The 25,926-nt window shown below is 70.3% G+C and carries 29 protein-coding genes; 17 read left to right on the top strand and 12 right to left on the bottom strand.

Annotated features, from left to right (window positions below):
• Window positions 1-7: 7 nt before the first annotated feature.
• Window positions 8-2,191: a DEAD/DEAH box helicase gene (locus tag DFP88_RS00575; RefSeq protein WP_110812514.1), complete on the bottom strand. Its 2,184-nt coding sequence runs from the start codon at window positions 2,189-2,191 to the stop codon at window positions 8-10.
• 123 nt (window positions 2,192-2,314) lie between these two features.
• On the bottom strand, window positions 2,315-3,607 hold the full coding sequence (gene serS, locus DFP88_RS00570; protein WP_110812513.1) for a serine--tRNA ligase: 1,293 nt from the start codon (window positions 3,605-3,607) through the stop codon (window positions 2,315-2,317).
• Window positions 3,608-3,886: 279 nt separating this feature from the next.
• Here serS and yajC point away from each other — a divergent pair, with 279 nt between their 5' ends.
• The 10 genes from yajC to DFP88_RS00520 all read left to right on the top strand — a co-directional run bounded on the left by yajC (window position 3,887) and on the right by DFP88_RS00520 (window position 10,786).
• A complete protein-coding gene (gene yajC / locus DFP88_RS00565) occupies window positions 3,887-4,171 on the top strand; it encodes a preprotein translocase subunit YajC (RefSeq protein ID WP_110812512.1) in 285 nt (94 codons plus the stop codon).
• Between the two features lie 22 nt (window positions 4,172-4,193).
• On the top strand, window positions 4,194-5,855 hold the full coding sequence (gene secD / locus DFP88_RS00560; RefSeq protein ID WP_110812511.1) for a protein translocase subunit SecD: 1,662 nt from the start codon (window positions 4,194-4,196) through the stop codon (window positions 5,853-5,855).
• A gap of 3 nt (window positions 5,856-5,858) precedes the next feature.
• The gene (gene secF, locus DFP88_RS00555; protein ID WP_110812510.1) at window positions 5,859-6,830 is read left to right on the top strand and encodes a protein translocase subunit SecF; all 972 of its coding nucleotides are present in this window, start codon (window positions 5,859-5,861) and stop codon (window positions 6,828-6,830) included.
• The gene (locus tag DFP88_RS00550) at window positions 6,830-7,582 is read left to right on the top strand and encodes a sulfite exporter TauE/SafE family protein (protein ID WP_110812509.1); all 753 of its coding nucleotides are present in this window, start codon (window positions 6,830-6,832) and stop codon (window positions 7,580-7,582) included. Before secF ends, DFP88_RS00550 begins: the two co-directional genes overlap by 1 nt.
• A 25-nt stretch (window positions 7,583-7,607) precedes the next feature.
• Window positions 7,608-7,961, top strand: coding sequence for an Mth938-like domain-containing protein (locus DFP88_RS00545; RefSeq protein ID WP_110812508.1), 354 nt, complete (start codon window positions 7,608-7,610; stop codon window positions 7,959-7,961).
• Entirely contained in the window at window positions 7,961-8,569 is a 609-nt protein-coding gene (gene ccmA / locus DFP88_RS00540) for a heme ABC exporter ATP-binding protein CcmA (RefSeq protein WP_181418525.1), read from the top strand. Before DFP88_RS00545 ends, ccmA begins: the two co-directional genes overlap by 1 nt.
• Entirely contained in the window at window positions 8,566-9,222 is a 657-nt protein-coding gene (ccmB, locus tag DFP88_RS00535; RefSeq protein ID WP_110812507.1) for a heme exporter protein CcmB, read from the top strand. Before ccmA ends, ccmB begins: the two co-directional genes overlap by 4 nt.
• Before the next feature lie 142 nt (window positions 9,223-9,364).
• Entirely contained in the window at window positions 9,365-10,105 is a 741-nt protein-coding gene (gene ccmC, locus DFP88_RS00530) for a heme ABC transporter permease CcmC (RefSeq protein ID WP_110812506.1), read from the top strand.
• A complete protein-coding gene (ccmD, locus tag DFP88_RS00525) occupies window positions 10,102-10,245 on the top strand; it encodes a heme exporter protein CcmD (RefSeq protein WP_181418524.1) in 144 nt (47 codons plus the stop codon). The genes ccmC and ccmD overlap by 4 nt, the downstream gene beginning before the upstream one ends.
• Complete coding sequence (locus DFP88_RS00520; protein ID WP_110812504.1) at window positions 10,238-10,786, top strand: DsbE family thiol:disulfide interchange protein; 549 nt, start codon at window positions 10,238-10,240, stop codon at window positions 10,784-10,786. The genes ccmD and DFP88_RS00520 overlap by 8 nt, the downstream gene beginning before the upstream one ends.
• Before the next feature lie 6 nt (window positions 10,787-10,792).
• On the opposite strand, the gene DFP88_RS00515 is transcribed toward DFP88_RS00520, so the two are convergent.
• Together DFP88_RS00515 and DFP88_RS00510 are read right to left on the bottom strand one after the other, a co-directional pair.
• Entirely contained in the window at window positions 10,793-11,017 is a 225-nt protein-coding gene (locus DFP88_RS00515) for a DUF1150 family protein (RefSeq protein ID WP_110812503.1), read from the bottom strand.
• A complete protein-coding gene (locus tag DFP88_RS00510; RefSeq protein WP_110812502.1) occupies window positions 11,014-11,436 on the bottom strand; it encodes an Hsp20 family protein in 423 nt (140 codons plus the stop codon). The genes DFP88_RS00515 and DFP88_RS00510 overlap by 4 nt, the downstream gene beginning before the upstream one ends.
• A gap of 172 nt (window positions 11,437-11,608) precedes the next feature.
• Here DFP88_RS00510 and DFP88_RS00505 point away from each other — a divergent pair, with 172 nt between their 5' ends.
• Complete coding sequence (locus tag DFP88_RS00505) at window positions 11,609-11,827, top strand: YdcH family protein (RefSeq protein ID WP_110812501.1); 219 nt, start codon at window positions 11,609-11,611, stop codon at window positions 11,825-11,827.
• A gap of 86 nt (window positions 11,828-11,913) precedes the next feature.
• Window positions 11,914-12,402 carry a DUF1203 domain-containing protein gene (locus tag DFP88_RS00500; RefSeq protein ID WP_110812500.1) on the top strand — a complete coding sequence of 163 codons (489 nt, stop codon included), beginning with the start codon at window positions 11,914-11,916 and terminating at the stop codon, window positions 12,400-12,402.
• 6 nt (window positions 12,403-12,408) lie between these two features.
• Here DFP88_RS00500 and DFP88_RS00495 read toward each other — a convergent pair whose 3' ends face one another.
• Both DFP88_RS00495 and DFP88_RS00490 read right to left on the bottom strand, forming a co-directional pair.
• Window positions 12,409-14,910, bottom strand: coding sequence for a GcvT family protein (locus DFP88_RS00495; protein WP_110812499.1), 2,502 nt, complete (start codon window positions 14,908-14,910; stop codon window positions 12,409-12,411).
• Between the two features lie 233 nt (window positions 14,911-15,143).
• Window positions 15,144-15,317: a DUF1328 domain-containing protein gene (locus DFP88_RS00490; protein ID WP_110812498.1), complete on the bottom strand. Its 174-nt coding sequence runs from the start codon at window positions 15,315-15,317 to the stop codon at window positions 15,144-15,146.
• 415 nt (window positions 15,318-15,732) lie between these two features.
• Between DFP88_RS00490 and DFP88_RS00485 the strand changes: the two genes are divergently transcribed.
• A complete protein-coding gene (locus tag DFP88_RS00485; RefSeq protein ID WP_425450806.1) occupies window positions 15,733-16,236 on the top strand; it encodes an SH3 domain-containing protein in 504 nt (167 codons plus the stop codon).
• Between the two features lie 9 nt (window positions 16,237-16,245).
• Window positions 16,246-17,193 carry a cation diffusion facilitator family transporter gene (locus DFP88_RS00480; protein WP_110812496.1) on the top strand — a complete coding sequence of 316 codons (948 nt, stop codon included), beginning with the start codon at window positions 16,246-16,248 and terminating at the stop codon, window positions 17,191-17,193.
• A gap of 64 nt (window positions 17,194-17,257) precedes the next feature.
• Here the strand turns inward: DFP88_RS00480 and gltX are convergent, their stop codons facing one another.
• The gene (gene gltX / locus DFP88_RS00475) at window positions 17,258-18,589 is read right to left on the bottom strand and encodes a glutamate--tRNA ligase (RefSeq protein WP_110812495.1); all 1,332 of its coding nucleotides are present in this window, start codon (window positions 18,587-18,589) and stop codon (window positions 17,258-17,260) included.
• Window positions 18,590-18,649: 60 nt separating this feature from the next.
• On the opposite strand from gltX, the gene DFP88_RS00470 reads away from it, so the two are divergent.
• Entirely contained in the window at window positions 18,650-19,069 is a 420-nt protein-coding gene (locus DFP88_RS00470; RefSeq protein WP_245904616.1) for a metallopeptidase family protein, read from the top strand.
• On the opposite strand, the gene DFP88_RS00465 is transcribed toward DFP88_RS00470, so the two are convergent.
• Window positions 19,066-20,538, bottom strand: a complete 1,473-nt coding sequence (locus DFP88_RS00465; RefSeq protein ID WP_245904614.1) for an MFS transporter — start codon at window positions 20,536-20,538, stop codon at window positions 19,066-19,068. The genes DFP88_RS00470 and DFP88_RS00465 overlap by 4 nt on opposite strands.
• Window positions 20,539-20,702: 164 nt before the next feature.
• Window positions 20,703-21,296, bottom strand: coding sequence for an NAD(P)H-dependent oxidoreductase (locus DFP88_RS00460; protein ID WP_110812494.1), 594 nt, complete (start codon window positions 21,294-21,296; stop codon window positions 20,703-20,705).
• A gap of 153 nt (window positions 21,297-21,449) precedes the next feature.
• Here DFP88_RS00460 and DFP88_RS00455 point away from each other — a divergent pair, with 153 nt between their 5' ends.
• The gene (locus DFP88_RS00455; protein WP_110812493.1) at window positions 21,450-21,938 is read left to right on the top strand and encodes a cupin domain-containing protein; all 489 of its coding nucleotides are present in this window, start codon (window positions 21,450-21,452) and stop codon (window positions 21,936-21,938) included.
• On the opposite strand, the gene DFP88_RS00450 is transcribed toward DFP88_RS00455, so the two are convergent.
• Both DFP88_RS00450 and DFP88_RS00445 read right to left on the bottom strand, forming a co-directional pair.
• The gene (locus tag DFP88_RS00450; protein ID WP_245904611.1) at window positions 21,902-22,858 is read right to left on the bottom strand and encodes an endonuclease/exonuclease/phosphatase family protein; all 957 of its coding nucleotides are present in this window, start codon (window positions 22,856-22,858) and stop codon (window positions 21,902-21,904) included. The two genes, DFP88_RS00455 and DFP88_RS00450, sit on opposite strands and share 37 nt — an antisense overlap.
• Window positions 22,855-23,541, bottom strand: a complete 687-nt coding sequence (locus DFP88_RS00445; protein ID WP_110812492.1) for a molecular chaperone DjiA — start codon at window positions 23,539-23,541, stop codon at window positions 22,855-22,857. Before DFP88_RS00445 ends, DFP88_RS00450 begins: the two co-directional genes overlap by 4 nt.
• A 202-nt stretch (window positions 23,542-23,743) precedes the next feature.
• Here DFP88_RS00445 and nhaA point away from each other — a divergent pair, with 202 nt between their 5' ends.
• Window positions 23,744-24,940, top strand: coding sequence for a Na+/H+ antiporter NhaA (gene nhaA, locus DFP88_RS00440; RefSeq protein ID WP_220032266.1), 1,197 nt, complete (start codon window positions 23,744-23,746; stop codon window positions 24,938-24,940).
• 83 nt (window positions 24,941-25,023) lie between these two features.
• On the opposite strand, the gene DFP88_RS00435 is transcribed toward nhaA, so the two are convergent.
• Window positions 25,024-25,791: an NAD kinase gene (locus DFP88_RS00435; protein WP_110812491.1), complete on the bottom strand. Its 768-nt coding sequence runs from the start codon at window positions 25,789-25,791 to the stop codon at window positions 25,024-25,026.
• Between the last annotated feature and the right edge of the window lie 135 nt (window positions 25,792-25,926).

Here is a 25,926-nt window from a genome sequence, read left to right as displayed (position 1 = left end):
CCTCCCCTCAGGGTTTGCGCCGGGGCTTCGCGGCGCCGCCGCGATCGGTGGGCGGGGTGAACCGCTTGGAGGTGTCGCGCGCATCCGCGCCGCGCTTCGGCCCGCCGGGCTTGCCGCCCGGTTTCTTGCCCGCGCCGTCCTTACCGGCCCAGGGCTTGCCGGAGCCGCCCTTGCCCGCAAAGCTCTTGCCAGCACCGGGCTTTCCGCCGCCGGGCTTGCCGTCACGGGCCGGGGCGCCCTTGCCTGCCGGCTTGCCGGCATAGGGCTTGCCGCCCTCATAGGGCTTGCCGCCGTCCTTGCGCGGACCGCCGGGCTTGCCGTCGCGCTTGGGCGCGCCGCCCTTGCCGGCGAAGCCGCCGGGTTTGCGCGGGCGCTCCTCGCGCGGCTTGTCCTGCCAGTCACGCTTGACCACGGCGCCGGGGCGCTCGTCGGGCGCGGCCTCGGGCGCACGCGCCTCGGCGGGCTCGGGCGCGGGGCGCGAGGTTTCCTCGGCCCGCTCCGCGGGGGGCGCGCGGCGCTCCTCGCGCGGGGGCTTGCCAGCGGGCTTGCCGCCGGGCTTGCCGCGCGGCGCGGGCTTGCCGCCGGTGGGGGCGCCGAAGTCGGGCGTGCCCTCGACCCGGCGCGCCTTGATCCCCTCTTCAAGCTGGCCGTCAGCGCCCAGCCCGGCGAAGAAGCCGGCGATGCTGGGCTCGGAAAGTTCGACGAAGGTCTCGGAGCCCTGCACCCGGATCGCGCCGATGGCGTCCTTGTCGAGGCCGCCGGCACGGCACAGCAGCGGCAGCAGCCAGCGTGCCTCGGCCCGCTCGTTGCGGCCCACGGAGAGCGAGATCCAGCCGCTCGGCCCGAAGGGCTCGCGCTCGTGGCGCGGCGCCTTCTCGGCCCGCTCGGGGCGGGCGCTGGCATCCGACAGCTCTTCCGGGGCCGAGAGGCCGGCGGAATAGAGGCGCAGGCAGGCGGCAGCGATTTCCTCGGCGCTGCGCTCGGCCAGCAGGCGCTTGACGATGGCGGTCTCTTCCTCGGCCAGGGGGGCGGCCCAGACCTCGTGCGAGAGCAGCCGCTCCTCGTCCTTGGCGCGGATTTCCTCGGCGGTGGGGGGCTGGGTCCATTCGGCGCTGACCTTGGCCCAGCCCAGCAGACGCTCGGCCTTCTTGGTCAGCTTCGGCGGCACCATCAGCGCCGAGACGCCCTTGCGCCCCGCGCGGCCCGTCCGGCCAGAGCGGTGCAGCAACCCTTCGGTATTGGTCGGCAGCTCGGCATGCACCACCAGGTCGAGGTTCGGCAGGTCGATCCCGCGCGCCGCGACATCGGTGGCGACGCAGACCCGGGCCCGCCCGTCGCGCATCGCCTGCAGCGCATGGCCCCGCTCGGTCTGGCTCAGCTCGCCCGACAGCGAGACGACGGCGAAGCCGCGATTAGACAGCCGCGCGGTCAGCCGCGCCACGGCGGCGCGGGTATTCGCGAAGACGATGGCGTTCTCGGCATCGTGAAAGCGCAGCATGTTGGCGATCGCGGTCTCGATCTCGTGCGGGACGACGCGCAGCGCCTGGTAGGCGATATCGGCATGCTGGCCGCCCTTGGACTGCGCCTGCACCCGCACCGCATCGCGCTGGTACTGCTGCGCGAGGGTGGCGATGGCCTTGGGCACGGTGGCCGAGAACAGCAGCGTGCGCCGACCCTCCGGCGCCTCGCCCAGCATGAATTCCAGATCCTCGCGGAAGCCGAGGTCGAGCATCTCGTCCGCCTCGTCGAGGACGACGGCCCGCAGGGAGGTCATGTCGAGAGAGCCGCGGCCGATGTGGTCGCGCAACCGGCCGGGGGTGCCGACGACGATATGCGCGCCCTTCGACAGGGTCCGCCGCTCGCCCTGCATGTCCATGCCGCCGACGCAGGTCGCGACCCGCGCGCCGGTGCGGCCATAGAGCCACTCAAGCTCGCGCGCGACCTGGAAGGCCAGCTCGCGCGTCGGCGCGATGATCAGCGCCAGCGGCGCCTCGGCGGGGCCGAAGCGCCCGCCCTCTTCGAGGATCGTCGGCGCGATGGCGAGGCCGAAGCCCACCGTCTTGCCCGAGCCGGTCTGCGCCGAGACCAGAAGGTCCGCGCCTTCGAGTTCAGGATCGGTCACCGCCTCCTGAACAGGGGTCAACGTGGCGTAACCGCGCTCTGCGAGCGCCTCTGAGAGGGTGTCAATCATGGAAGGCCGATCTGGAGTGGAAGGCGGCGCCGGCGCCGCGAGGGGCCGCCCCCGCAGGGCAGACCCGCCCCATTAGACCAGTTCGTCAGTAAAGTCGACAGCCAGTTTGCCCCTGCGGGCGCCTCAGACGAGCGCGCCTTCGGCGTCGATGCCGGTGGCGCCGCGCAGATAGGGGTGCAGCGCCTCGGGCAGCGTGACGGAGCCGTCCTCCTGCTGCCCGTTCTCGAGCACCGCGATCAGCGTCCGGCCCACGGCCAGCCCCGATCCGTTCAGCGTGTGCACGTAGTCCGGCTTGCCACCCCCCGCGGGCTTGTAGCGCGCGTTCATCCGCCGCGCCTGCCAGGCGCCGCAGGTCGAGACGGAGCTGATCTCGCGGTAGCAGTCCTGCCCCGGCAGCCAGACCTCGAGGTCATTGGTGCGCCGCGCGCCCGCGCCCATGTCGCCGGTGCAGAGCAGCATGCGGCGATAGGGCAGGCCCAGCGCCTCGAGCACCGACTCGGCGCAAAGGGTCATGCGCTCGTGCTCGGCCTCGGATTGCTCGGGCGTGGTGACCGAGACCATCTCGACCTTCTCGAACTGGTGCTGGCGCAGCATGCCCGAGGTGTCGCGCCCGGCGCTGCCCGCCTCGGAGCGGAAGCACAGCGTATGGGCGACGTGGCGCCGCGGCAGCGAGGCTTCCTCGACCGTCTCGCCGTTGACGAGGTTGGTCAGTGTCACCTCGGCGGTGGGAATCAGCCACCAGCCGTTCGTGGTCTGGTAGCTGTCCTCGCCGAACTTCGGCAGCTGGCCGGTGCCCAGCATCATCTCGTCACGCACGAGCACGGGGGTCGAGGTTTCGGCAAGGCCGTTCACCTCGACGTGGTGGTCCAGCATGAACTGCGCCAGCGCCCGGTGCACCCGCGCCATCGCGCCCCGCAGGACGACGAAGCGGCTGCCGGACAGCTTTGCCGCCGTCTCGAAGTCGAGACCGGGCTTGGCCGCGGGGATCTGGTAGTGCTCGAGCGGCGTGAAGCTGAAGTTGCGCGGGTTGCCGTGACGCTTGACCTCGACGTTGTCCGCCTCGTCCGCGCCCTCGGGCACGTCCTCGTAAGGCAGGTTCGGGATCGTGAGCAGCAGCTCCGTCAGGCGCTGATCCTCGGCCTTGGCCTCGTCCTGCAGGCGCGCGACCTCGGCCTTCTTCTCGGCCACGAGGGCGCGCAGACGCTCGAACTCCGCCTCGTCGCCGCTGGCCTTGGCCGCGCCGACCTGCTTGGAGGCGGCGTTCTGCTCGGCCTGGGCGGTCTCGGCGGCGTGGATCTTGGCGCGCCGCGCCGCGTCCAGCGCCAGAATCTCGGGCGAGGCAGCCGGCAGTCCGCGGCGGGAGAGGGCCGCGTCGAAGGCGTCGGGGGTCTCTCGGATCGCGCGGATGTCGTGCATGGTCTCGTCCCTTCTTCAGACGGCGGAAGATATGGCGCAAAGCGGGGTGAAGGTGAACCCGTCTCCCGCCGGAGACGGGTTCATCACGCCTGCGGCAGGCCCGCTTGCGTCTGGCGCGCGGGCTGTCCATATGCCCGGATCATGCCCAAGGCGCGTGCCCTGACCCGGGCATCACGGCGATCCGTTGTCATCGGGGGCCGTCGCGACTAGGGTGCCGCGACTTTTCCGGCGGGGGGACATCAGCCCTCGCACCCCTGACGCCAAGGACGTTCCGACCCCATGCAAGGCCTCGAATCCTTCATCCCCCTGATCCTGATCTTCGCGATCATGTGGTTCTTCCTGATCCGCCCCCAGCAGAAGAAGCTGAAGGACCACCAGAAGATGGTCGAGGCGCTGCGCCGCGGCGACCAGGTCGTCACCCAGGGCGGGCTGATCGGCAAGGTCACCAAGGTCAAGGACGACGGCGAGATCGAGGTCGAGATCGCGACCGGCGTGACCGTCCGCGTGATCCGCTCGACCATCGCGACCGTCACCAGCAAGACCGAGCCGGCCAAGACCTCCTGATCGCCCGGCTGGAGCCCGTTTGATGCTGTACATCCCCCTCTGGCGCCGCATCCTGATCCTTGCGGTCGTGCTTGCCGGCGTCCTTCTGGCGCTGCCGAACCTGTTCTACTCGCGGGTGGAGACGGCGAACGACGCCCGCGCCACCATCGAGACCGGGGTCACCAACCCCGAGCTCGAGGCGCAGGCCGCGCTCTGGCCGTCTTTCCTGCCGTCGAACCTCGTGAACCTCGGCCTCGATCTGCGCGGCGGCGCGCATCTTCTGGCCGAGGTGCAGGTCGAACAGGTCTATGCCTCTCGCATGGAGGCGCTCTGGCCCGCGCTGCGCGACGCGCTGGCGGCAGAGCGTGATACCGTCGGCTTCGTCACCCGCGAGGAGAGCGAGCCGGGCATCCTGCGGGTGCGCATCTCCGATGCCGATGGGGCGCAGCGCGCGGTGGAAATCGCCCGCGGGCTGGCGCAGCCGGTCAGCGGGCTGACCGGCGGGTCGGCCTCCAGCCTCGACGTCCGGGCGAACGGCCCGGTCCTCTCCATCCAGCTTTCCGAGGCCGAGCGCGCCGCGACGGACGAGCGCACGCTGCTGCAAAGCCTCGAGATCGTGCGCCGCCGCATCGACGAGGCCGGCACCCGCGAGCCAACGATCCAGCGCCAGGGCGAAGACCGTATCCTGATCGACGTGCCGGGCGTGGGCAGCGCCGACGAGGTCAAGGCTCTCATCGGCACCACAGCGCAGCTGAACTTCCAGCCCGTCGTGACCACGACGAGCGACGCCAATGCCGATGTCGGCACCACCGAGCAGCTGGCCCCCGATGCCAGCCAGGAGGGGCTGTACTACGTTCTCGAACGCAGCCCCGTCGTCACCGGCGACGAGCTGGTCGATGCGCAACCGACCTTCGATCAGAACGGCCAGCCGGCGGTCAGCTTCCGCTTCAACACCACGGGCGCGCGGGCCTTCGGCGACTATACGGCCGAGAACGTTGGCGCCCCCTTCGCCATCGTTCTCGACAACGAGGTTATCTCCGCCCCGGTGATCCGAGAGCGCATCCCCGGCGGCACCGGCCAGATCAGCGGCAACTTCTCGGTCGAGGAATCGACCAACCTCGCGGTGCTGCTGCGCGCCGGCGCCCTGCCCGCCGAGCTGACCTTCCTCGAGGAACGGACCATCGGCCCCGAGCTGGGCGCCGATTCGATCCGCGCCGGCCAGCTGGCCGCCGTGGTCGGCAGTCTTCTCGTCGTCGTCTTCATGGCGCTGACCTACGGTCTCTTCGGCTGGTTCGCCAATGTCGCGCTTGCCGTGAACATGGTGATGATCTTCGGCGTGCTCAGCCTGATCGGCGCCACGCTGACCCTTCCGGGCATCGCCGGCATCGTGCTGACCATGGGCATGGCGGTCGACGCCAACGTGCTGGTCTACGAGCGTATCCGCGAAGAACTGAAAACGGCCAAGGGCCCGGCCCGTGCCATCGACCTTGGCTATTCGCGGGCGCTCTCGGCGATCCTCGATTCCAACGTCACGACGCTGATCACGGCCGTGATCCTTTATGCCGTCGGCTCCGGCCCGGTGCGCGGCTTTGCGATCACGCTGGGCCTGGGGATCCTGACATCGGTCTTCAGCGCCATCTTCGTCACCCGCCTGCTGGTCGTGATCTGGTTCGACCGCCGCCGTCCCAAGACCATCGAGGTGTAAGCCATGCGGCATTTCCGGCTCGTCCCTGACGACACGAAGATCAACTTCTTCAAGTACGCCTATGTCACCTTCGGCGGCTCCATCGTCCTGCTGATCGCCAGCGCGATCCTCTGGGCGACCATGGGCCTGAACTTCGGCATCGATTTCCGCGGCGGCACGACCATCCGCACGGAATCCGAGCAGCCGGTCGATACCGGCGCCTACCGCAGTGCCCTCGACGCGCTGGACCTGGGCGACGTCTCGGTGACGGAGGTCTACGATCCGACCTTTGCCGCCGACGAGAACGTCGCCTCGATCCGCATCCAGGCGCAGGAAGGCGAGGAGAGCCTGCCGGCATCGACCCTGTCCGAGGTGCAGGCCGCGCTGCAGCAGGTCGACCCGACGCTGCAATTCACCAATACCGAGAGCGTCGGCCCCAAGGTCAGCCAGGAGCTGATCCGCACCGCGATCCTCGCCGTCACCGGCGCCATCGCGGCCATCGTCATCTACATCTGGCTGCGCTTCGAATGGCAGTTCGCCACCGGCGCCGTCGTGGCGCTGGTGCATGACGTCGGCCTGACGATCGGCCTCTTCAGCCTGCTGCAGATCCGCTTCGACCTGGCGACCATCGCCGCGATCCTGACCATCGTCGGCTACTCGATCAACGATACCGTCGTCGTCTTCGACCGCGTTCGTGAGAACCTGCGCAAGTTCAAGACGATGCCGCTCGTGGACGTGCTGAACATCTCGGCCAACGAGACGCTCAGCCGGACCGTCATGACCTCGGGCACCACGCTGCTGGCGCTGCTCGCGCTGCTGATCCTCGGCGGCGACGTGATCCGCGGCTTCGTCTTCGCGATCTTCTGGGGCATCATCGTCGGCACCTACTCGTCGATCTACATCGCCAAGAACATCGTGCTGATGCTGGGCGTGAAGCGCGACTGGTCGAAGAAGGACCCCAAGGCGGGAACCCAGTTCAGCAATATCGACGCCTGATGGGCGCGGGGCTGGCCCAGGCGCTGGCCCTGCCGGGGTTTCCCTGGCTCCTGGCGGCGACACTGCTGGCGGGCACGGTCTACGGCTTTGCCGGCTTCGGCGCGGCGCTGGTCTTCCTGCCCATCGCCACGGTTTTCCTGCCGCCCCAAACTGCGGTCGCCGCCTTCAATCTCGCGGCGCTCTCCTCCCTCGTCGCGGTGGTGCCCAAGGCCTGGCCGCAGGCGGATCGCCGCGCCGTGGGCTGGATGCTGCTGGGCGCGCTCCTCTCGGGCTCCGCCGGCATCCTCGTGCTACGCCGCGCCGCGCCCGAGGCGATCGGCTGGGCCGTCTCGATCCTCGTGCTGCTGACGCTCGCCGCGCTCATGCTGGGCTGGCGGCACAGCCTTGCCGCAAGGCCCCGCAACCAACTCGCCATCGGGATGGGCACCGGCCTCGTCGGCGGGGCGACGGGGCTGACCGGGCCGGTAATGGTGTTGTTCCAGCTGTCGGGCGGCGACAGCGTCGCGCGCAGCCGGGCCAACAGCGCCGTCTTCCTGACGCTGACCTCGCTGATGTTCCTGCCCCTTTTCATCCTGCAGGGGCTGATGACGGCGCAGGCCGTCTCTCTGGGCCTGCTGCTCGTTCTGCCCTATGCCCTCGGCTGCTGGCTGGGCACCGCGCTGTTCCGCCCTGCCCTCGTGCCGCTGTACCGCGGCGCGGCTTATAGCCTCATCGGCACCGCCGTCCTTGCCGGCCTGCCACTCTGGCACTAGCACCTCCCTGCAAAGGAGACCGATCATGCGCCTGAACGAAGTCACCTTCGACGACAGCCTGCCGGTCGACGGCTACGGCCCCGGCTTTTTCCGCATCGGCGGCAAGCTGCACGAGGGCCCTGCCCTGCTGCTGCCCTCGGGCCTCAGCGCTTGGGGCGGGTGGGACGACACCGCCCCGCTCCTCGCCGCGGCCGGGCAGGTCGACGTGCTTTTCATCGGCACCGGCGCCGAGATCGCCCATCCCCCCGCCGCCTTCCGCGAGCGGCTGGAAGAGGCCGGCCTCGGGGTCGAGGCCATGGCAAGCCCCGCCGCCGCCCGCAGCTACAACGTGCTTCTGTCCGAAGGGCGCCGGGTCGGCGTCGCCCTGCTGCCGGTCTAGTGCCCGCGCTGACAGTCAGCGCCCTCGCCTGCGCGCGGGGCGGCATCCCCCTGCTCGAAGGGGTCGGCTTCACCGTTCCCGAAGGCACGGCACTGATCCTGCGCGGCACCAACGGCATCGGCAAGACGACCCTGCTGCGCACGCTGGCCGGGCTGCAGCCCGCGCTTTCCGGCACCGTCACCGGCGCCGGAGACGAGGCCGCCTATGCCAGCCACGAGGGCGGCGTGAAGGCGGTCCTGAGCGTCGAGGAGAACCTCGCCTTCTGGGCCGCGCTTTACGGCACGCAGGTCCCCGAGGCCGTCTACCCGGCCTTCCACCTCGCCGCGCTGCGGGCGCGGCCCGCAGGCACGCTTTCGGCCGGGCAGCGGCGGCGCCTCGGGCTGGCGCGGCTGGCGGTGACGGGGCGCCCCGTGCTGCTCCTGGACGAGCCGACGGTCTCGCTCGACGCGGGCTCGACCGCGCTCTTCGCGGGCTGGCTGCGCGGCCATCTCGCCGCCGGCGGCACGGCGCTGGTGGCGACGCATGTGCCTCTGGGCCTTGAGGCGCCAGAACTCGACCTCGCGCCCTTCCGAGCGCGGGCCGAGACGCTGACGGATCCCTTCCTGTGAGGGCGGTTCTGCTGCGCGACCTGCAACTGGCGGTGCGGGCCGGGGGCGGCTTCGGCCTCGGCCTCGCCTTCTTCGCCATCGTCGTGATCCTCGTCCCCTTCGGCGTGGGGCCGGAGCCCGAGGTTCTGGCCCGCATCGCCCCCGGCATCCTCTGGGTCGCGGCGCTTCTGGCGGCCCTGCTGTCGCTCGACCGCATCTTCGCCCAGGACGCGGAGGACGGCGCGCTGGCGCTGATCGCCACGGCGCCGGTGCCGCTGGAAGGCGTGGTGCTGGCCAAGGCGCTGGCGCATTGGCTGACCACCGGCCTGCCGCTGGTGCTGGCGGCGCCGGTGCTGGGCGTGCTGCTGCATCTGCCCGCCGGCGCCATGCCCTGGCTCCTGGCGAGCCTCACCCTCGGCACCCCCGCGCTGTCGCTGATCGGCGCGTTCGGCGCGGCGCTGACGGTGGGGCTGCGCCGGGGCGGGCTGCTTTTGTCGCTGATCGTGCTGCCGCTCTACATCCCGACCCTGATCTTCGGGGCCGAGGCGGTCGCCCGCGGCGCGCAGGGCCTCGATCCCCTGCCGGGCCTGCTGCTGCTGGCCGGCGTCACCCTGGGCTGCATCGCGCTCCTGCCCTTCGCCGCCGCCGCCGCCCTGCGCGTCACCCTGCGCTGAGCCGCCTCTTTCTTCTCTTTGCAAATATCCCGGGGGGCGCGAGGCGCAGCCGAACCGGGGGGCTGGCCCCCCGCGCGCGCCATCACGCAGCTGCGACAGCATTTCGATTGAGGCGGGCGGCGCGCGCCGCTAATCAGGCGCCATGTCGCTGTGGTCCTATGCCAATCCGCGCAAGTTCCTCGACCGGGTGGAGCCGCTGTCGCGCTGGCTCTTCGCGGCGGCGGGGGCCTGCCTTGCGCTCGGCCTCGGCTGGGGCTTCTTCTTCACGCCCGACGCGGTGAACTTCGGCTCCAGCGTCAAGATCATCTACCTGCACGTCCCCTCGGCGCTGATGGCGATCAACGCCTGGCTGATGATGCTGGTGGCCTCGCTGATCTGGATCGTGCGGCGCCACCACGTCAGCGCGCTGGCGGCCAAGGCCGCGGCGCCCGTGGGGCTGGTGATGACGCTGATCGCTCTGGCGACGGGGGCGATCTGGGGCCAGCCGATGTGGGGCACCTGGTGGGCCTGGGACCCGCGGCTGACCTCCTTCCTGATCCTCTGCCTCTTCTACCTCGGCTATATCGCGCTCTGGTCGGCGATCCCCGATGCCGAGGCCGCGGCCGATCTGACCGGCGTCCTCTGCCTCGTCGGCTCGGTCTTCGCCCTGCTCTCGCGCTATGCCGTGAACTTCTGGAGCCAGGGCCTGCACCAGGGCGCCTCGCTCAGCCTCGACCGGCAGGAGAATGTGGCGGACGTCTACTGGCTGCCGCTGGTCATCGCGATGCTGGGCTTTGCCCTTCTTTTCGCCGCCCTTGTCGTGCTGCGCACCGGCACCGAGATCCGCCTGCGCCGCATCGCCGCCCTGCGTGCCCGCGCGCAGCGGTCCGAGGGGGCAGCATGATGGACCTGGGACGCTACGCGGCAGAGGTGCTGCTGGCCTGGGGCGTCGGCCTTGTGCTGCTGGCCCTCTTGGTGGCGCAAAGCCTGCGGCGCGCCCGCCGCGTCAGGGCCGAGCTCGAGAGGATCGAAGCAGATGGCTAAGCGCCGCATCCCCTGGCTGATCCTGCTGCCGCCCCTCGCCTTCGCCGCGCTGGCCGGGCTGCTGCTGGGCGGCATGTATTCGGACCGGGGGCAGGAGCTTCCGACCGCGCTCGCGGGCCAGCCGGCCCCGACCGCGCCGCTCGCCCCGCTGGGCGGCGGCCCCGCCATCAACACGTCGGCCTTCGCGGACGGAGAGGTGAAGCTGGTCAATTTCTTCGCCAGCTGGTGCGCCCCCTGCCGGGCGGAGCATCCGGTCCTGACCGAATTCGCGCAGGAGACGGGCGTGCCGATCTACGGCGTGGCCTACAAGGACATCGAGGCCAATGCCCTTGGCTTTCTGGATGAACTCGGCAGCCCCTACGCCGCGCTCGGCGCCGATCCCTCGGGCCGCGCGGCGGTGGACTGGGGCGTCTACGGCGTGCCCGAGACCTTCGTCATCGACGGCGAGGGCCGCGTGATCGACCGCATCGCCGGCCCGGTCACGGCGCGGGCCGTGACGGGCCGGCTGTTGCCGGCCCTGGCCGAAGCCGGGGCCGACTGACGGTTCTCAGTGCACCGTGACGGGGTGCATGTCGTGCTGCCGCGCCAGCTCGAAGGCCAGGGCGCGGTCCGCGACGAGGGCCAGCTGCTGCCCCTCTTCGTCGTGGACGGCGAAAAGCGTCTGCAGATCACCGGCCTGGTCCTGCACCTCTTCGGGCAGGTCCGAGACCGCAACCGGCTTGACGTAGACCAGCCGGTCCTCCGCATCGTTCATCTCGAATTTATGGTTCATGAGGTCGAACTCCTGTTGATGCGGATCGTCTGCACGGTGGCGTCGGGCTCGCGCCGGACGAGGTCGATATGCAGCAGGCCGTTCTCGAGGCTGGCCTCGCCCACCTCGACGCTATCGGCCAGAACGAAGCTGCGCTGGAACTGCCGGGCGGCGATGCCGCGGTGCAGGAAGACACGCTCCCTCCCCGCCTCGCCCTGCCGTCCGCGCACGGTCAGCTGGTTGTTCTCGAGCGTAAGCGACAGATCGCCTTCGGCAAAGCCCGCAACGGCGAGCGTGATGCGAAAGGAGGCCTCTGAGGTCTGCTCGATGTTGTAGGGGGGATAGCCATCGGCCGAGGCCTTGGCCGTCCGCTCCACCAGCCTTTCAAGCTCGTCGAAGCCCAGAAGGAACGGATGCGTCCCCAGTGTCAGCTTTGTCATGCGCCAGTCCTTGCAAAAGCGACGTCCGCTGGCGGCCCCGATTTCGGCGACCGCCTCTGAGATGAATATGGGACGGGCCCGCCCGCCTCGCAAGTGCGGCCTTCCGCGGGGCTATCCGCACCGCCGCCGCGCGGCTATACCCTTGGCAACACGAGAGGAGTGGCGACCGGACATGAACACGTCGAGCAAGATGGAGCAGGTCGAGGTGCTGCGGGTCGAGCTGCAGGTCCTGAAGGGCGAGCATCGCGACCTCGACCACGCGATCCACGCGCTCGAGGTGGCGGGCACGGCCGACATGCTGCTGCTGCGCCGCCTCAAGAAGAAGAAGCTGGCGCTCAAGGACCGCATCTCGCAGATTGAGGACCGCATCCTGCCTGACATCATCGCCTGACGGCGCGCGCCGCTATCCGCAGGAACCGGGTCGCCGGGCGGCCTCGAATGGCTCGATGATCGATCAGATCATACAGGAGCCATCTCATGTCCTATCGAATCGAAGCCCTTCCGGCCGAGCCCTTCGCGCCGCTCTTTGCCCTGTCCAAGGCCGAGCTCGAAGCGCGCAGCATCCGCCGCATGCGCGTCACGGCTAAATCCCGCATCCCCTGCCACGTCAGCCTGCAGGAGGCGCAGCCGGGCGAGACGGTGCTGCTGCTGAACCACGAGCATCAGCCGGCGAAATCGCCCTACCGCGCCAGCCATGCCATCTACGTGCCCGAGGGCGCGCGTCAGGCAGCGCCTTTCGTCGGTGCGGTGCCGGCGCCCTTGCAGGCGCGGCTGATCTCGCTCCGGCCCTTCGACAAAGCCGACATGATGCAGGGCCCCGAGGTGGTCGAGGGCGGGCAGCTCTACGCGGCGCTGCGGGCGCTCTTCGCGGAGCGCGACGACATCGCCTACGTGCAGCTGCACTATGCCAAGGCCGGATGCTTTGCCGCGACGGCCTGGCCCGAGCCAAGTCCGCCAAGGACCTGATCGCCCTCAGCCGTCGGCGCGCAGACGCTCGTTCGCCGGGTCGTAGGGGCTGTCCTGCGTCACCTCGGCGTCCCAGAGGCCGCCCAGCATCCGCACCTTCAGCCGCGTGCCCGGCACGGCGAGGTCCGGGCGCAGGTAGCCCATGCCGATGGACTTGCCGAAGGCCACCGAATAGCCGCCCGAGGTCAGGCGCCCGACCAGCGCGCCGCCCGCATCCAGCAGCGCCTCGCGGCCCCAGGGATCGGCATCCTCGGGGCCGTCGATGAGCAGCGTCACGCAGCGGCTGCGGATCCCCTTGGCCAGCATCGCCTCCTTGCCGAGGAAGTCCTTGTCCTGCGCCACGAAGCGGTCGAGCCCGCCCTCGAGCGGGGTCGCATCGCGCCCCAGGTCGCTGCCGAAGGCGCGGTAGCTTTTCTCCTGCCGCAGCCAGTTCTGCGCCCGCGCGCCCACGGGCTTCAGCCCGAACTCGGCGCCCGCCTCCATCAGCTTGTCCCACAGGTGGTTCTGCATCTCGATCGGGTGGTGCAGCTCCCACCCCAATTCGCCGGTATAGGCGACGCGGACAGCGCGCACCGGCACCATCCCCAGCTCAATGTTGCGCACCGACAGCCAGGGGAAGCGGGCGTTCGACAACGCAGTCGCCGGTTCGGGATCGCGGATCAGCCGCTGCAGGATCTCGCGCGACCGGGGGCCGGCCAGCGCGAAGACGCCCCACTTGGTGGTCACGTCCTCCTCGTTGATGCGGCCGAACGCGGCCTCTTTCTCCATGATCGCCTTGTAGAGATAATCCTGGTCGTAGGCGTGCCAGCCGCCGGCCGAAATCAGGGTGAAATCGTCCTCGGCCGTGCGGATCAGCGTGAACTCGGTCCGCGTCGTGCCGGCAAACGTCAGCGCATAGGTCAGGCTGATGCGCCCGACCTTGGGCAGGCGGTTGGTGGTGAACCAGTCGAGGAAGGCAGTCGCCCCCAGCCCCGACAGGCGGTGCTTGGCGAAGGCGGTGGCGTCGATCAGCCCCGCCGTCTCGCGCAGGGCCTGCGCCTCGGCCCGGGCATGGGGCCACCAGCCGCCGCGGCGGAAGGACCGGGCGTCGTGATCGAAGCTTTGCGGCGCATCGAGCGGGCCGTAGTAATTCGGCCGTTCCCATCCGTTGACGCAACCGAACTGCGCGCCCAGCGCCTTTTGCCGGTCATAGGCCGGCGCGGTGCGCAGGGGCCGTGCGGCGGGCCGCTCCTCGTCGGGGTGGTGCAGGATGAAGACGTGGGAATAGGCCCCTTCGTTCTTGCGGGCGGTGTAGTCCGTGGTGATCCAGTCGCCGAAGCGGCGCGGATCCAGCGACGCCATGTCGATCTCGGCCTCGCCCTCGACCATCATCTGGGCAAGGTAATGCCCGGCCCCGCCGGCTGCGGTGATCCCGAAGGAGAATCCCTCGGCCAGCCACATGTTGCGCAGCCCCGGCGCCGGACCGATCAGCGGGTTGCCGTCGGGCGTGTAGCAGATAGGGCCGTTGAAATCGTCCTTCAGCCCCACCGTCTCGGCGCTGGGGATGCGGTGGATCATGCTCATGTACTCTTCCTCGATCCGGTCGAGGTCGAGGGGGAAGAGATCGGCGCGAAAGCTGTCGGGCACGCCGTGCTGGAAGCGGGCCGGCGCGCCCTCTTCGTAGGGGCCGAGGATCCAGCCGCCGCGCTCTTCGCGGACGTACCACTTGGCATCGGCGTCGCGCAGCACGGGATGCTCGCCATTGGTGGCGCGCCAGGCGGTGAGGGCGGGATCGGGCTCCGTCACGATGAACTGGTGCTCGACCGGGATCGCGGCGGACTTGATGCCCAGCAGCTTCGCGGTGCGCTGCGCGTGGTTGCCGGTGGCGGTGACGACATGCTCGGCGGTGACGACGACCTGCTCGTCCGAAGGGACGAGGTTGCCGCCCTTCTCGACCATCTTGGTCAGCGTCACCTCCCAGGCGCTGCCGGTCCAGTGGTAGGCATCGGCCTGCCAGCGCCGCTCGATCGTGACGCCGCGCTGGCGCGCGCCGCGGGCCATGGCCATCGTCACGTCGGCGGGGTTGATGTAGCCATCGGTGGGATGGAAGATCGCGCCCTCCAGCCCCTCGGTATTCACCAGCGGCCAGCGATCCTTGATCTGCGCCGGGGTCAGCCACTCGAAAGGCACGCCCACCGTCTCGGCAGTCGCGGCATAGAGCCGGTACTCGTCCATCCGCGCCGAGGACTGCGCCATGCGCAGGTTGCCGACCACGGAGAACCCGGGGTTCAGGCCTGTCTCGGCCTCGAGCGTCTTGTAGAACTTGATCGAGTAGTCGTGGATCCAGGTGGTGGCATAGGACATGTTGAAATAGGGCAGCAGGCCCGCCGCGTGCCAGGTGGAGCCGGCGGTCAGCTCGTCCCGCTCCAGCAGCATCACGTCGGACCAGCCGGCGCGCGCCAGGTGATAGGCGACCGAGGTGCCCACCGCGCCGCCGCCGACGACCAGCGCCCTCACATGTGTCTTCATTGCCTGCGCCTTTTCATGCCGCGGACCCTGCCCCGTGCCTGCCCTGCCTGCCCCGAGGCTGCGACGAAAGCGGCCCTGTGCGCGACAGCGGGCCGACCTCTCGCGCGTCAAAACCGACTTTGCCTGCGGCAGAGGCCCCGCGGAGCACCCGCTGCCTTCGGCGCGGTGGGCCAGCAGGAGGTGGCCGGCGCTTCAGGTCGTGGTCCATGCGGCGCGCCCTGAGGGCGCCGGCATCAGGCGCGGGGACGGCCCTTCAGCACCCGTGCGAGGACAGCGACGAGGAAGAGGACGACGAAGACCACGAAGAGGATCTGCGCGACCCCCGCGGTGGCGGATGCGATCCCGCCGAATCCCATGATCCCGGCGATCAGCGCGATGACGAGAAAGACGATGGCCCAGCCCAGCATGGGGACCCTCCTGAAACAGCGTTTCATTTTTGACTTGACAATCTAACCGCTCTAGGCCTTCGCAAGTTCCACCGGGACCGCGCCGGGAGCCGTCGCCCTGCCGCCACAGCCGGGCACCTGACGCCCGGGAGGCGCTGTGACCGGGGCGCGAAGCATGGCAAGACGAGAGCCCTGGGACCATCAGCCCGAAGGCAGGGCCCGGCAGGACAGACAGGCAGGAAAGAGGCGAAGAATGGCGCGATCCGCATGGCCGATCCTCGTGGCGCTGGCCCTCCTGCCGGCATGGCAGTCCCCGCTCGCCGCGGCGCCCGAAACGCTCGAGACGCTCGACCTGCGGCCGCCCTCGCGCCCCGCGGCCGAGGACAGCGCCGCGGCGCCGGAGGAAGACGAGGCGGCTGCCGTGCCGCCCGAGGCCATGCCGGCCCCGCCCCTGCGCCCGGAGACACTGCCCGAGACACTGGACGGCGCGCCCGCCGCCGAGGAGGGCCCGGCCCTGGGGCCGGAGACCAACCTGCCGCTGCCGCGCTTCGTCTCGCTCGCCTCGGACGAGGGGAACGTGCGGCGCGGCCCCTCGCTGAGCCACCGGATCGACTGGGTCTTCCTGCGCCGCGACATGCCGCTGCAGGTCACGGCGGAATACGGGCACTGGCGCCGCATCAACGATTCCGAAGGCGTCGGCGGCTGGGTCCATTACGCCCTGCTCTCGGGTGTGCGCACCGTCATCGTGGGCGAGGGCGGCACAGCGCTGCGGGTCGCGCCCGATCCCGAGGCGCGCGAGGAGGCGATGCTGGAAGGCGGCGTGATCGCGCGGCTGGGCGACTGCACCCTCGACTGGTGCGAGATGTCCGCCGGCGGCTACAGCGGCTGGGCGCCCAAGACGGACGTCTGGGGCGTGGCCGCGGACGAGATCCGGGGGTAGGACGCGCGGATGCCCAGCGACTCGCCCCATGCAAGCGGGCATCACCGGCTGAACCTCTCGGCCGGGATGCTGTCCGTCACCATCGCCAGCCTGCTGGTGCTGGCCAAGCTCTGGGCGCTGTGGCGCACCGGATCGCTGTCGGTCGCGGCGACGCTGGCCGATTCGGCACTGGACCTGCTGGTCTCGCTCGGGGCGCTGGTGGCGATCCGCTACGCCGCCCGTCCCGCCGACGAGGACCACGCCTTCGGCCACAGCTCGGTCGAGGATCTGGCGGCGCTGGGGCAATCGGTCTTCATCGCCGCCTCGGCCCTCGCGATCGGCGTCTCCTCGGCGCTGCGCCTCGCGCGGCCCGCCCCCTCGGCTTTGCAGGAGCAGCAGGCCGGCATCGCGGTGATGCTGCTGGCGATCGTGCTGACGCTGGTGCTGGTGATCTGGCAAAGGCGGGTGGCGCGGATCACCGGCAGCCGCGTCGTGGCTGCCGACAGCCTGCATTACTTGGGCGACCTGATCCCCGCCTGCGGCGCGCTGGTCGCGCTCTGGGCCTCGCGCCGGTTCGGGGCAGGCTGGATCGACCCCGTCGTCGCGCTTGGGGCCGCCGCGCTGATGCTGGGCGGTGCGCTGCGGATCGGCAAGGCGGCCTGGGACGCGCTGATGGACCGCGCCGCAGACCCGGAGGTCGTCGCGGGGATCGAGCGCATCGCGGGCAACTACCCCGGGGTGCACGGCTACCACGACCTGCGCACCCGCCGCGCCGGCAGCCGCATCTTCGTGAACCTGCATATCGAGGTGGATGGCGAGCAGAGCCTGAAGGCCGCGCATGACATCGGCGCGGGGCTGCGGCAGGCCCTGCTCAGGGCCTATCCGCAGGCGGATGTGATCCTGCACAAGGATCCGATCGGGGATCCAATCGTCGATCCGGCGCGGGGCCCGGAGGCCGGGGCGCGGCGCGAGCCCTAGCCGGGCAGCGGGGGCCAGCCCCCGCACCCCCGGAGTATTTCAGGAAACATGAAGGGGGCGGGGGTCAGAGGCCCTGGGGGGCCGGCTTTGCCTGCAGGAGCGGCATGAGATGGGCCATCTCGGGGCCGGCGTCGCGGCCCGTCACCGCCCGGCGCAGCGGCTGGAAGAGGCCGCGGCCCTTGCGCCCGGAAGAAGCCTTGGCGGCCTCGGTCCAGGCCTTCCAGCTGTCTTCCGCATAGGGCGGCTCGCCAAGCTCGGTCAGCGCCGCCAGGACGAAGTCGCGATCCTCGGGCTCGACCCGGCCATGGGTGCCGGTGGAGAGGATCTCCCACCACTGCGCGATCTCGGCGCGGGTCGCGACGTTCTCTCGCACCACGGTCCAGAAGGCCTCGGCCCGGGCCTCGGGCACGCCGGCGGCGGCGACCTCGTCCCGCACGGCCTCCAGCGGGAGCTGCGCGAGGTAGCGATGCGTCAGCGGCCCGAGATCATCGGGATCGAACTTCGTCGGGGCGGAGCCGAAGCTGGCGATGTCGAAGCCCTCCACGACCTCACCGACCGCATTGCGCAGCTCCACCGGCTGGGAGGAGCCGAGGCGCGCCATCAGCGACAGGATGGCCATGGGCTCGATCCCCGCGCCGCGCAGGTCGCGCAGCGAGAGGGTGCCGAGGCGCTTCGACAGCGCCTCGCCCTGCGGGCCGGTCAGCAGGCTGTGATGGGCGAAGCGCGGCACCGCGAAGCCCAGCGCGCGCAGGATCTGGATCTGCGTCGCGGTATTGGTCACGTGGTCCGATCCGCGCACGATGTCGGTCACGCCCATCTCGCCATCATCGACGACGGAGGCGAAGGTATAGAGGATCTGCCCCGAATCCTTGATCAGCACCGGGTCCGAGACCGAGGCCGCGTCGATCGAGATCGGGCCGAGGATGCCGTCGTCCCATTCGATCCGCTCGAGATCCAGCTTGAAGCGCCAGTGGCTGGCGCCGCGCTCTGCGCGCAGGCGGTCCTTCTCGGCCTCGCTCAGGGACAGCGCGGCGCGGTCGTAGACCGGCGGGCGACCCATGTTCAGCTGCTTCTTCCGCTTCAGATCCAGCTCGGCCGGCGTCTCGAAGCATTCGTAGAGGCGGCCCATCTCGATGAGCTTCTGCTTCGCCTCGGCGTAGCGGGCCATGCGCTCGGACTGACGCTCCACCCGGTCCCAGCCGAGGCCGAGCCAACGCAGGTCCTCGAAGATGCCCTCGATGAATTCGGGCTTCGACCGCTCCTGATCGGTGTCGTCGATGCGCAGCACGAAGCTGCCGCCCTGCTGGCGCGCGATGGCGTAGTTGAACAGCGCGGCGCGCAGGTTGCCGATATGCAGCCAGCCGGTGGGCGACGGGGCGAAACGTGTGGTTGTCATCGGGACACCTCCTGTGCGGCGCCTCTTCCACAGGGCGCCGCGATTGTCCATATCGGGGCCATGACAGCCCGCATCGACATCCCCTCTTCCGACATGACCGCGCCGACCCTCGACGAGATCGAGGAGATCGCCCGCCGCACCGTCGCCGCCCTGCCCGCCGCCTTCCGCGGGCGGGCGCAGGAGGTGGCGCTGCGTGTCGCCGATTTTGCCAGCGAGGAGATGCTGGAGGAGATCGGCGGCGAGGCCTTCGACCTGACCGGCCTTTACGAGGGGATCCCGATGACCGAGAAATCGGCCTGGGACATGCCCGAGCGGCCCGATACCGTTTGGCTGTTCCGCCGGCCCATCCTGGACGAATGGGCCGAGCGAGGCGATGCCACCATTGGCGACCTGGTCGCCCATGTGACGGTACACGAGTTTGCCCATCACTTCGGCTGGTCTGACGACGATATCGCCGCCATCGACCAGTGGTGGCGCTAGGCCTGAGCTGGGGCGCCGGGGCGGGCGGTGCCGCCAAGGTCAGGGCGCGGCAGGCGCCAGACCAGCAGCGCCAGCGCGAGAAAGACCATCGAATTGTACCATAGCGCCGCCGAGAGCGCGTCGGAGTAGGCCGCCGGGGCCTCTCCGCCGCCCTGAGGCGCGAGGCGCATGACGGTCGAGAAGAAGAGCTCTCCCATCACGGCGATGCCCAGCGCGGCACCGACCTGCTGGAAGGCCTGCAGCGCGCCGGAGGCCGAGCCGGTATTGGCGCCGCCGACATGGCCCAGCACGATCTGGAAAAGCGGCGAGATCGCGGTGCCGAGGCCGAGGCCGGCCAGCAGCAGCGGCGGGATGAAGGCGGCGCGCGACAGCTCTCCGGGCATCTCCGGCAAGACGGTGCGCAGAGCGATCATCCCGCAGGACAGACCCAGCGCGCCAAGGCAGACACGCAGCCGCGGCATCCGGGTGCCGAGGCGCCCCGCGATGGCCGAGGCCGTCATCACGCCGATCGGGAAGGGCAGCGTCGTCAGCCCCGATTGCAGCGGCGTCAGGCCGTTGCCCGTCTGCAGCACGATGGCGAAGACCAGAAAGAAGCCGGGCATGCCGCTGAACAGCAGGACGGTCAGGCCGGTGCCGGTCATGTAGCTGGGATTGCGCAGCAGGCTTTCGGGGACGAGCTGCGCCCAGCCCAGGCGCGCCTGCCGCGCCAGCCACCAGCGCAGGAGGGCGAAGGCCGGCGCCGCGCAGACCAGCATGGCCCAGCACCAGAGCGGCCAGCCGATCTGGCGCCCCTCGATCAGCGGAAAGAGGATCAGCAGCAGCGCGAGCGCGGCAAGGCCGATGCCGATGAAGTCGATCTTGAGGTCGGCCTCCCCCGGCAGCGCGGGCACGAAGCGCAGCGCCGCGAGGATCGCCAGCACCCCCACGGGGATGTTCACGAGGAAGATCGGCCGCCAGTCGAGCCCGGCGATATCGGCACCGATCAGCGCCCCGCCGAGCACGGGGCCGGTCACGGCGGCAAGGCCAGTGGCGACACCGAAAAGGGCGAAGGCCGTGCCGCGCTCCTGCTGCGAGAAGAGCGCCGGGATGATCGCCAGCGTCTGCGGCATCATCATCGCGCCACCCACGCCCTGCACCACGCGCGCACCGATCAGCGCATACATCCCCGGCGCGAGGCCGCAGAGCAGCGAGCCGAGGGTGAAGACCATGACGCCGCCAAGGAACATCCGCCGCCGCCCGAAGACGTCGCCCAGCCGCCCCGCGGGCAGCAGGCACAGCGCGAAGGTCAGCACATAGGCCGCCACCACCCATTCGATCTGGCTCGCGGTAGCGCCGAGGCTTTCTTCCATCGTCGGCAGGGCGACGTTGACGATGGTGACGTCGATCAGGTTCATGAAGGCCGCGACCAGCAGGGCGGCAAGGGCGATCCAGCGGCCGGCGGAGGCCGCGGTTCTTTCGTCTTCGGTCACGGTGGATTTCCTTCAGTCGAGACAGGCGCCGGGCGCGGGCCGCGCCCATCCAGAACCCTCGACCCTGCGCGCGGGCGCAGTGCGGGGGACCCGCGGGACTGGTCTTAGCCCCGCGGGTCGGTTTGTCCAGCGAAGGGGGGGCGGCGGCGCCCCCCCTTGGAGCATCAGCCCAGCAGCTTCTGCGTCGTTTCGACCAGCCGCTTGGACTGGTAGGCGACCGAGCGCTTGCCGGTCTCGTCCAGCGGGCCGGGGGTGGTGGAATAGCCGTAGGGGTTGCCGCCGTCCTCGAACTTGACGCCGTCGGCATAGCCCGGCGCCACGATGATCGCGCCCCAGTGCATGGCGGTCGTGTAGGTCGAGAAGATCGTCGTCTCCTGCCCGCCGTTCAAGTTCTGCGCGCTGGTGGTCGCGGTGATCGTCTTGCCGGCGAGGGCGCCGGTCTGCCACAGCGGGCCGAGCGTATCGACGAAGACGCGGAACTGGCTGGCCGCCACGCCGAAGCGGGTGGGCACGGAGATGAAGTAGCCGTCCGCCCACTCCATGTCGTCCAGCGTCACCTCGGGGATGTCGGACATCCGCTCCTGCTGCTGCTTCCAGGGCTCCTGCCCGTCGATGACCTCCTGCGGGGCGGTCTCGGCGACCTTGAGCAGGCGGACCTCGGCGCCGGCGGCCTTGGCAGCCTCGGCGGCTTCGACGGCGATGCCGTGGTTCGTGCCGTAGGTGGAATAGAAGATGACGGCGATCTTGGGTGCGGCCATGTCGGGCGCTCCTTGTTCCGTGACAGTTTTCACTATGGAATATGGAGGCTCGGGCCGCGAGGTCACGGGCAATCTCCGCGCCAGGCTTGTGCGCTTGCGCGCAGAGGGGGTGGCCAGGATGACGGCGCGCCCTGCCGCCCTAACTGACCCGCCATGCCCATCGAAGAGATCCGCATCCCCGCCAATGGCGGCATTCCCAACCACCCCGACTGGCCGGCGCTGGTCGTGCCGGGCGCGCTGGAGGGGGATGCCGAGGAGATCCGCCAAAGGCTCGAGGCCAATGGCTGGGGCGGCACCTGGGTCTGGACCGTCTTCACCTATCACCACTTCCATCCCGACGCGCATGAGGCGCTTGTCTGCGCCTCCGGCACCGCAGAGGTGCAGATCGGCGGCGCGGCAGGTGACCGCGTCGCGATCCGGCCGGGCGACGGGCTGATCCTGCCGGCCGGCACGGGCCACAGGTGCCTGTCGCAAAGCCGGGATTTCGCCGTTGTCGGCGCCTATCCCCCGGGGCAGACGCAGTTTTCGACCTGCCACGCGGGCGATGCCGTGGATCTCGCGGCGCTGCGCGCGGTCCCGCGGCACGACCGCGATCCCTTCACCGGTCAGGCCTTCGGCAGCTGGAGCAGCACCGGCAGGTGATCCGAGGCGGCCCGCAGCGCCGCGTCGACCTCTGCCCCCTCGCCCCCGAGGATGTGCCAGAGCGGCTCTTCCCGGGCGAGGTCGGGGCTGACAAGGATGTAGTCCAGCAGCCTGCCGGTGCGGTGGCCGTCCTCCATCCAGTAGGCGGTCGCGGGGGGCGGGCCGCCCCGCGCCTTCTCGGCGCAGGGATCATGCAGGCGGGTCGCGCCGCTGCCGATGACGATGTCGGCGGCGGATCCGCCTGCCGCCCGCTCTTCCGCATCGAGGGCGGGATCGTCGTTCAGGTCGCCGAGGACGATCAGGCTGTCGCCGCGGGCGAGGGATTCGTCCACGCGGCGGCGCAGCCAGCGGAATTGGGCGCGCTGCTTGTCGCGCGCGGCACGGCCCCGCGCCTGCGCACCTTCTGCCGTGCCCGCCCATTTCGACTTCGCGTGAACCCCGATCAGGCGCAGCACGCGGCCCTGCCCCTGCACCGTGACCTCGAGCGGCGGCTTGGACCATTCGGTCCCCGCCTCGTCGGTCCCGTCGAAGCGCGGCGCCTCGCCCGGCGCGCCGCCGGGATCGTGGCGCGCCTGCAGGCGGTCCGGATCGTAGAGCAGCATGATCTCCTGCCGGGTGTGGCTGCGGTAGCCGGCCAGCACCGCGCGGCAGCGCAGCGCGTGATCGCGGGCAAAGCGGGTCATCGCGGCGACACCGTCGTGGCGGCGCCCGATGTCGGGCGCCTCGACCAGCAGCACGGCATCGGCATCCATGTGGTGCAGCACGCGGGCGATCGCCTCGGACTGCTGGCCCACCGTCACGCCATCGCGCGCGGAAGCCCCCGCGGGGCCGCGCGGCGATCCGTCCAGCCGGAACAGGGCCCAGGACTGCTCGATGTTCCAGGTGGCGATGCGCAGCCCGCCCTCCGCCGCGGCGCTCATGCCCCGGCCCGGGCCCCCTCGATCGCCTCCCAGGCGCGGTTGACGGCGATCAGGCGCTTCTCGCCCATGCGCACCGCCTCTTCCGGCAGGCCCCGCGCGGCAAGGCGGTCGGGGTGCCATTCGCGGACCTCGGCGCGCCAGGCCTGCCGTGCGGCCTCGACCCCATCGGCGGGGGCCACGCCCAGCACGTCCCAGGGATCGGGCTCCGCATCCGGGACGAAACGGGCGCGCAGGCGCGCAAAATCCCGCTCCGGCAGGCCGAAGATGCGGGCCACCTCGCGCAGGAAGACGTCCTCGTGCGGGTGGTAGCCGCCATCGGCCATGGCGACGTGGAACAGCCCCTCCAGCAGGTCGTGCAGCGGCCTGCGGTCGGTGCCGAACATCGAGGCGATGCGCCGGGCGTAATCCTCGAACCCCGCGATGTCCTGCCGCGCGAGGTTGAAGACCCGCGCGGCATTGGCCTCTTCGCCGGGCGGGATGGTGAAGACCTCGCGAAAGGCAGTGACCTCGGCGCGGGAGACGACGCCATCGGCCTTGGCCATCTTCGCGCCCAGGGCGATCACCGCGATGGTGAAGGCGACGGACCGTTCGGGCGGGGCGCGCAGGCGGTCGAACAGCGCCGACAGCCCCTCACCCCGGGCGAGGGCGGAGACGGCGTCTGCAATGCGGGACCAGATCGACATGGGCCGCATCATAGCGCCCCGCGCAGGACGGGACAGAGCCAAAAAAGGTGCAATTCGCCGGCTGCTCCAGAACGTTCACGGAATCGCCAGATCCGGTCGCGCTATCTTGATGATTGGCGCATGTCCTATAGGTCGGTCCGGAACTTCATCATCCCGGCCCGCCTCGCGCGGACCGGGCCCAGACACCGTTGAGGAGATTTGAATGGCCGCGCCCAGAACGATGTTCGAGCGTTTCATAAAACACGAGGCTTTCGGCGGCATCCTGCTGATGATCTTCGCCGCCCTGGCCCTCGTCGTCGCGAACTCCGCGCTGGCCCCGGCCTATAACGGCGTGCTCGACGCCTACTTCGGCGTGACGATCAACGGCGTCGGCATCGAGAAGCCGGTGCTGCTGTGGATCAACGACGGCCTGATGGCGATCTTCTTCTTCCTGATCGGCCTCGAACTGAAGCGAGAGCTGCTGGAGGGCCGCCTGCGCAACCCGCGCAACGTGCTGCTGCCCGGCGGCGCGGCGATCGGCGGCATGGCCCTGCCGGCCATCATCTTCGCCGCCCTGAACTGGGGCGATCCCGAGACGATCCGCGGCTGGGCGATCCCGGCGGCGACCGACATCGCCTTCGCCCTGGGCATCCTCGCGCTCATCGGCAGCAAGGCGCCGCCCTCGCTCAAGGTCTTCCTGCTGACGCTGGCGATCCTCGACGATCTCGGGGCGATCATCATCATCGCGCTCTTCTACACGGCCGATCTGCAGGTGAACTTCCTCTTCGCCGCGCTCATTCCGCTGGGGCTGATGATCCTTCTGAACCTGCGCGGCACGCACCGCGTGGCGCCGACGCTGTTCCTGGGCCTCGTCCTCTGGGTCTTGGTGCTAGAATCGGGTGTGCATGCGACGCTCGCCGGCGTGATCACCGCGCTCTGCATCCCGCTCAAGGACCGCTACGGCGCCTCGCCGCTGCACAGCCTCGAGCATGGGCTGGTCAGCTACGTGAACTACGGCATCATCCCGCTCTTCGCCTTCGCCAACGCGGGCGTCGTCTTTGCCGGCATGTCGCTCACGGACCTGCTCTCGCCGCTGCCCCTGGGCATCGCCGCCGGCCTCGTCGTGGGCAAGATGGTCGGTGTCATGGGCATCTGCTTCCTGATGGTGAAAAGCGGCATCGCGCGCCTGCCGGAACAGGCGAGCTGGCTGCAGCTTTACGGCGTCGCCTGCCTTGCGGGTATCGGCTTCACCATGTCGCTCTTCATCGGCGGGCTCAGCTTCACCTCGCTCGAGCATATGAACGAGGTGCGCATCGGCGTGCTGACCGGATCGCTGATCTCGGGCGTCATCGGCTTCACCGTGCTGCGGATGGGCGCGCAGAAGGGCGTGCGCGATCCCGACCCGATGCTGGCCGAATAGGCCAGCTTCCGGGCAGAAACCACAAAGGGCCGGCATCTGCCGGCCCTTTTCCTTTTGACGGGCCCGCCGGAGCGGCCCTGCCCTCAGCTGAACTGTTCGCGGATCAGCCGCTCGTCGAGGCCGTGGCCGGGATCGAAGAGCAGGCGGTGCCGCACCTCGGGCTCGACCCGAACCTCGACGCTGGCGACATCAGCGACGTACTGCCGGTCGGCATCGGCATCGGCCATCACCGGGCGCTTGGTATGCTGCAGCACGTCGAAGCGCACGACGGCGGTCTTCGGCAGCAGGGCGCCGCGCCAGCGGCGCGGGCGGAAGGGGGCGAGCGGCGTCAGCGCCAGCACCTCGGCCCCAATCGGCAGGACCGGGCCGTAGGCGGAGTAATTGTAGGCGGTAGAGCCGGCGGGCGTGGCGATCAGCGCGCCGTCGCAGACCAGCTCCTCGAGCCGGACCTTGCCGTCGATGCTGATCCGAAGGCGCGCGGCCTGCGGGCCGGCGCGCAGCAGGCTGACCTCGTTGATAGCGAGACCGGTATGCACCTCGCCGCTGACGGTCGTCGCGGTCATTGCCAGGGGGTTGATGATCGCCTCCTCGGCCTCGCACAGCCGGCGCGGCAGGTCGTCCTCGGCGAAGGCATTCATCAGGAAGCCGACGGTGCCGCGGTTCATCCCGTAGACCGGCACCCCCAGCCTCTTGGCGGTATGCAGGGTCTGCAGCATGAAGCCGTCGCCGCCCAGCGCCACGATCACCTCGGCCTTCTCGACCGGCAGATCGCCATAACGCGCCGCAAGCCTTTCGCGGGTGGCCTGCGCGACGGCGGTCTCGCTGGCGACAAAGGCGATGCGATCGTACATGGCGGCCTTTCCTGCCGGAACGCGGGACGGTCCCTGCTTGTCCTTTAGGCAGCACGGAAAAGCAAGCCGCCGCGCCCGCGGGGTACCGCAGCAGGCCCCTGCCCTGCCGCATTCAGCCTGTCCAAAGGCTCGGGC

The sequence above is a fragment of the Pseudoroseicyclus aestuarii genome, from assembly GCF_003217255.1.
GTDB lineage: Bacteria > Pseudomonadota > Alphaproteobacteria > Rhodobacterales > Rhodobacteraceae > Pseudoroseicyclus > Pseudoroseicyclus aestuarii.
Note: the sequence above shows the minus strand (reverse complement) of the source record. Positions and strands in the feature narration are given on the sequence as shown.

What these genes read in the sequence shown, in the direction of transcription:
- DFP88_RS00575 (WP_110812514.1), bottom strand. Translation starts at nt 2,191, where the DNA reads ATGATTGACACCCTCTCAGAGGCGCTCGCAGAGCGCGGTTACGCCACG.
- serS (WP_110812513.1), bottom strand. Translation starts at nt 3,607, where the DNA reads ATGCACGACATCCGCGCGATCCGAGAGACCCCCGACGCCTTCGACGCG.
- yajC (WP_110812512.1), top strand. Translation starts at nt 3,887, where the DNA reads ATGCAAGGCCTCGAATCCTTCATCCCCCTGATCCTGATCTTCGCGATC.
- secD (WP_110812511.1), top strand. Translation starts at nt 4,194, where the DNA reads ATGCTGTACATCCCCCTCTGGCGCCGCATCCTGATCCTTGCGGTCGTG.
- secF (WP_110812510.1), top strand. Translation starts at nt 5,859, where the DNA reads ATGCGGCATTTCCGGCTCGTCCCTGACGACACGAAGATCAACTTCTTC.
- DFP88_RS00550 (WP_110812509.1), top strand. Translation starts at nt 6,830, where the DNA reads ATGGGCGCGGGGCTGGCCCAGGCGCTGGCCCTGCCGGGGTTTCCCTGG.
- DFP88_RS00545 (WP_110812508.1), top strand. Translation starts at nt 7,608, where the DNA reads ATGCGCCTGAACGAAGTCACCTTCGACGACAGCCTGCCGGTCGACGGC.
- ccmC (WP_110812506.1), top strand. Translation starts at nt 9,365, where the DNA reads ATGTCGCTGTGGTCCTATGCCAATCCGCGCAAGTTCCTCGACCGGGTG.
- ccmD (WP_181418524.1), top strand. Translation starts at nt 10,102, where the DNA reads ATGATGGACCTGGGACGCTACGCGGCAGAGGTGCTGCTGGCCTGGGGC.
- DFP88_RS00520 (WP_110812504.1), top strand. Translation starts at nt 10,238, where the DNA reads ATGGCTAAGCGCCGCATCCCCTGGCTGATCCTGCTGCCGCCCCTCGCC.
- DFP88_RS00515 (WP_110812503.1), bottom strand. Translation starts at nt 11,017, where the DNA reads ATGAACCATAAATTCGAGATGAACGATGCGGAGGACCGGCTGGTCTAC.
- DFP88_RS00510 (WP_110812502.1), bottom strand. Translation starts at nt 11,436, where the DNA reads ATGACAAAGCTGACACTGGGGACGCATCCGTTCCTTCTGGGCTTCGAC.
- DFP88_RS00505 (WP_110812501.1), top strand. Translation starts at nt 11,609, where the DNA reads ATGAACACGTCGAGCAAGATGGAGCAGGTCGAGGTGCTGCGGGTCGAG.
- DFP88_RS00500 (WP_110812500.1), top strand. Translation starts at nt 11,914, where the DNA reads ATGTCCTATCGAATCGAAGCCCTTCCGGCCGAGCCCTTCGCGCCGCTC.
- DFP88_RS00495 (WP_110812499.1), bottom strand. Translation starts at nt 14,910, where the DNA reads ATGAAGACACATGTGAGGGCGCTGGTCGTCGGCGGCGGCGCGGTGGGC.
- DFP88_RS00490 (WP_110812498.1), bottom strand. Translation starts at nt 15,317, where the DNA reads ATGCTGGGCTGGGCCATCGTCTTTCTCGTCATCGCGCTGATCGCCGGG.
- DFP88_RS00485 (WP_425450806.1), top strand. Translation starts at nt 15,733, where the DNA reads ATGCCGGCCCCGCCCCTGCGCCCGGAGACACTGCCCGAGACACTGGAC.
- DFP88_RS00480 (WP_110812496.1), top strand. Translation starts at nt 16,246, where the DNA reads ATGCCCAGCGACTCGCCCCATGCAAGCGGGCATCACCGGCTGAACCTC.
- gltX (WP_110812495.1), bottom strand. Translation starts at nt 18,589, where the DNA reads ATGACAACCACACGTTTCGCCCCGTCGCCCACCGGCTGGCTGCATATC.
- DFP88_RS00470 (WP_245904616.1), top strand. Translation starts at nt 18,650, where the DNA reads ATGACAGCCCGCATCGACATCCCCTCTTCCGACATGACCGCGCCGACC.
- DFP88_RS00460 (WP_110812494.1), bottom strand. Translation starts at nt 21,296, where the DNA reads ATGGCCGCACCCAAGATCGCCGTCATCTTCTATTCCACCTACGGCACG.
- DFP88_RS00455 (WP_110812493.1), top strand. Translation starts at nt 21,450, where the DNA reads ATGCCCATCGAAGAGATCCGCATCCCCGCCAATGGCGGCATTCCCAAC.
- DFP88_RS00450 (WP_245904611.1), bottom strand. Translation starts at nt 22,858, where the DNA reads ATGAGCGCCGCGGCGGAGGGCGGGCTGCGCATCGCCACCTGGAACATC.
- DFP88_RS00445 (WP_110812492.1), bottom strand. Translation starts at nt 23,541, where the DNA reads ATGTCGATCTGGTCCCGCATTGCAGACGCCGTCTCCGCCCTCGCCCGG.
- nhaA (WP_220032266.1), top strand. Translation starts at nt 23,744, where the DNA reads ATGGCCGCGCCCAGAACGATGTTCGAGCGTTTCATAAAACACGAGGCT.
- DFP88_RS00435 (WP_110812491.1), bottom strand. Translation starts at nt 25,791, where the DNA reads ATGTACGATCGCATCGCCTTTGTCGCCAGCGAGACCGCCGTCGCGCAG.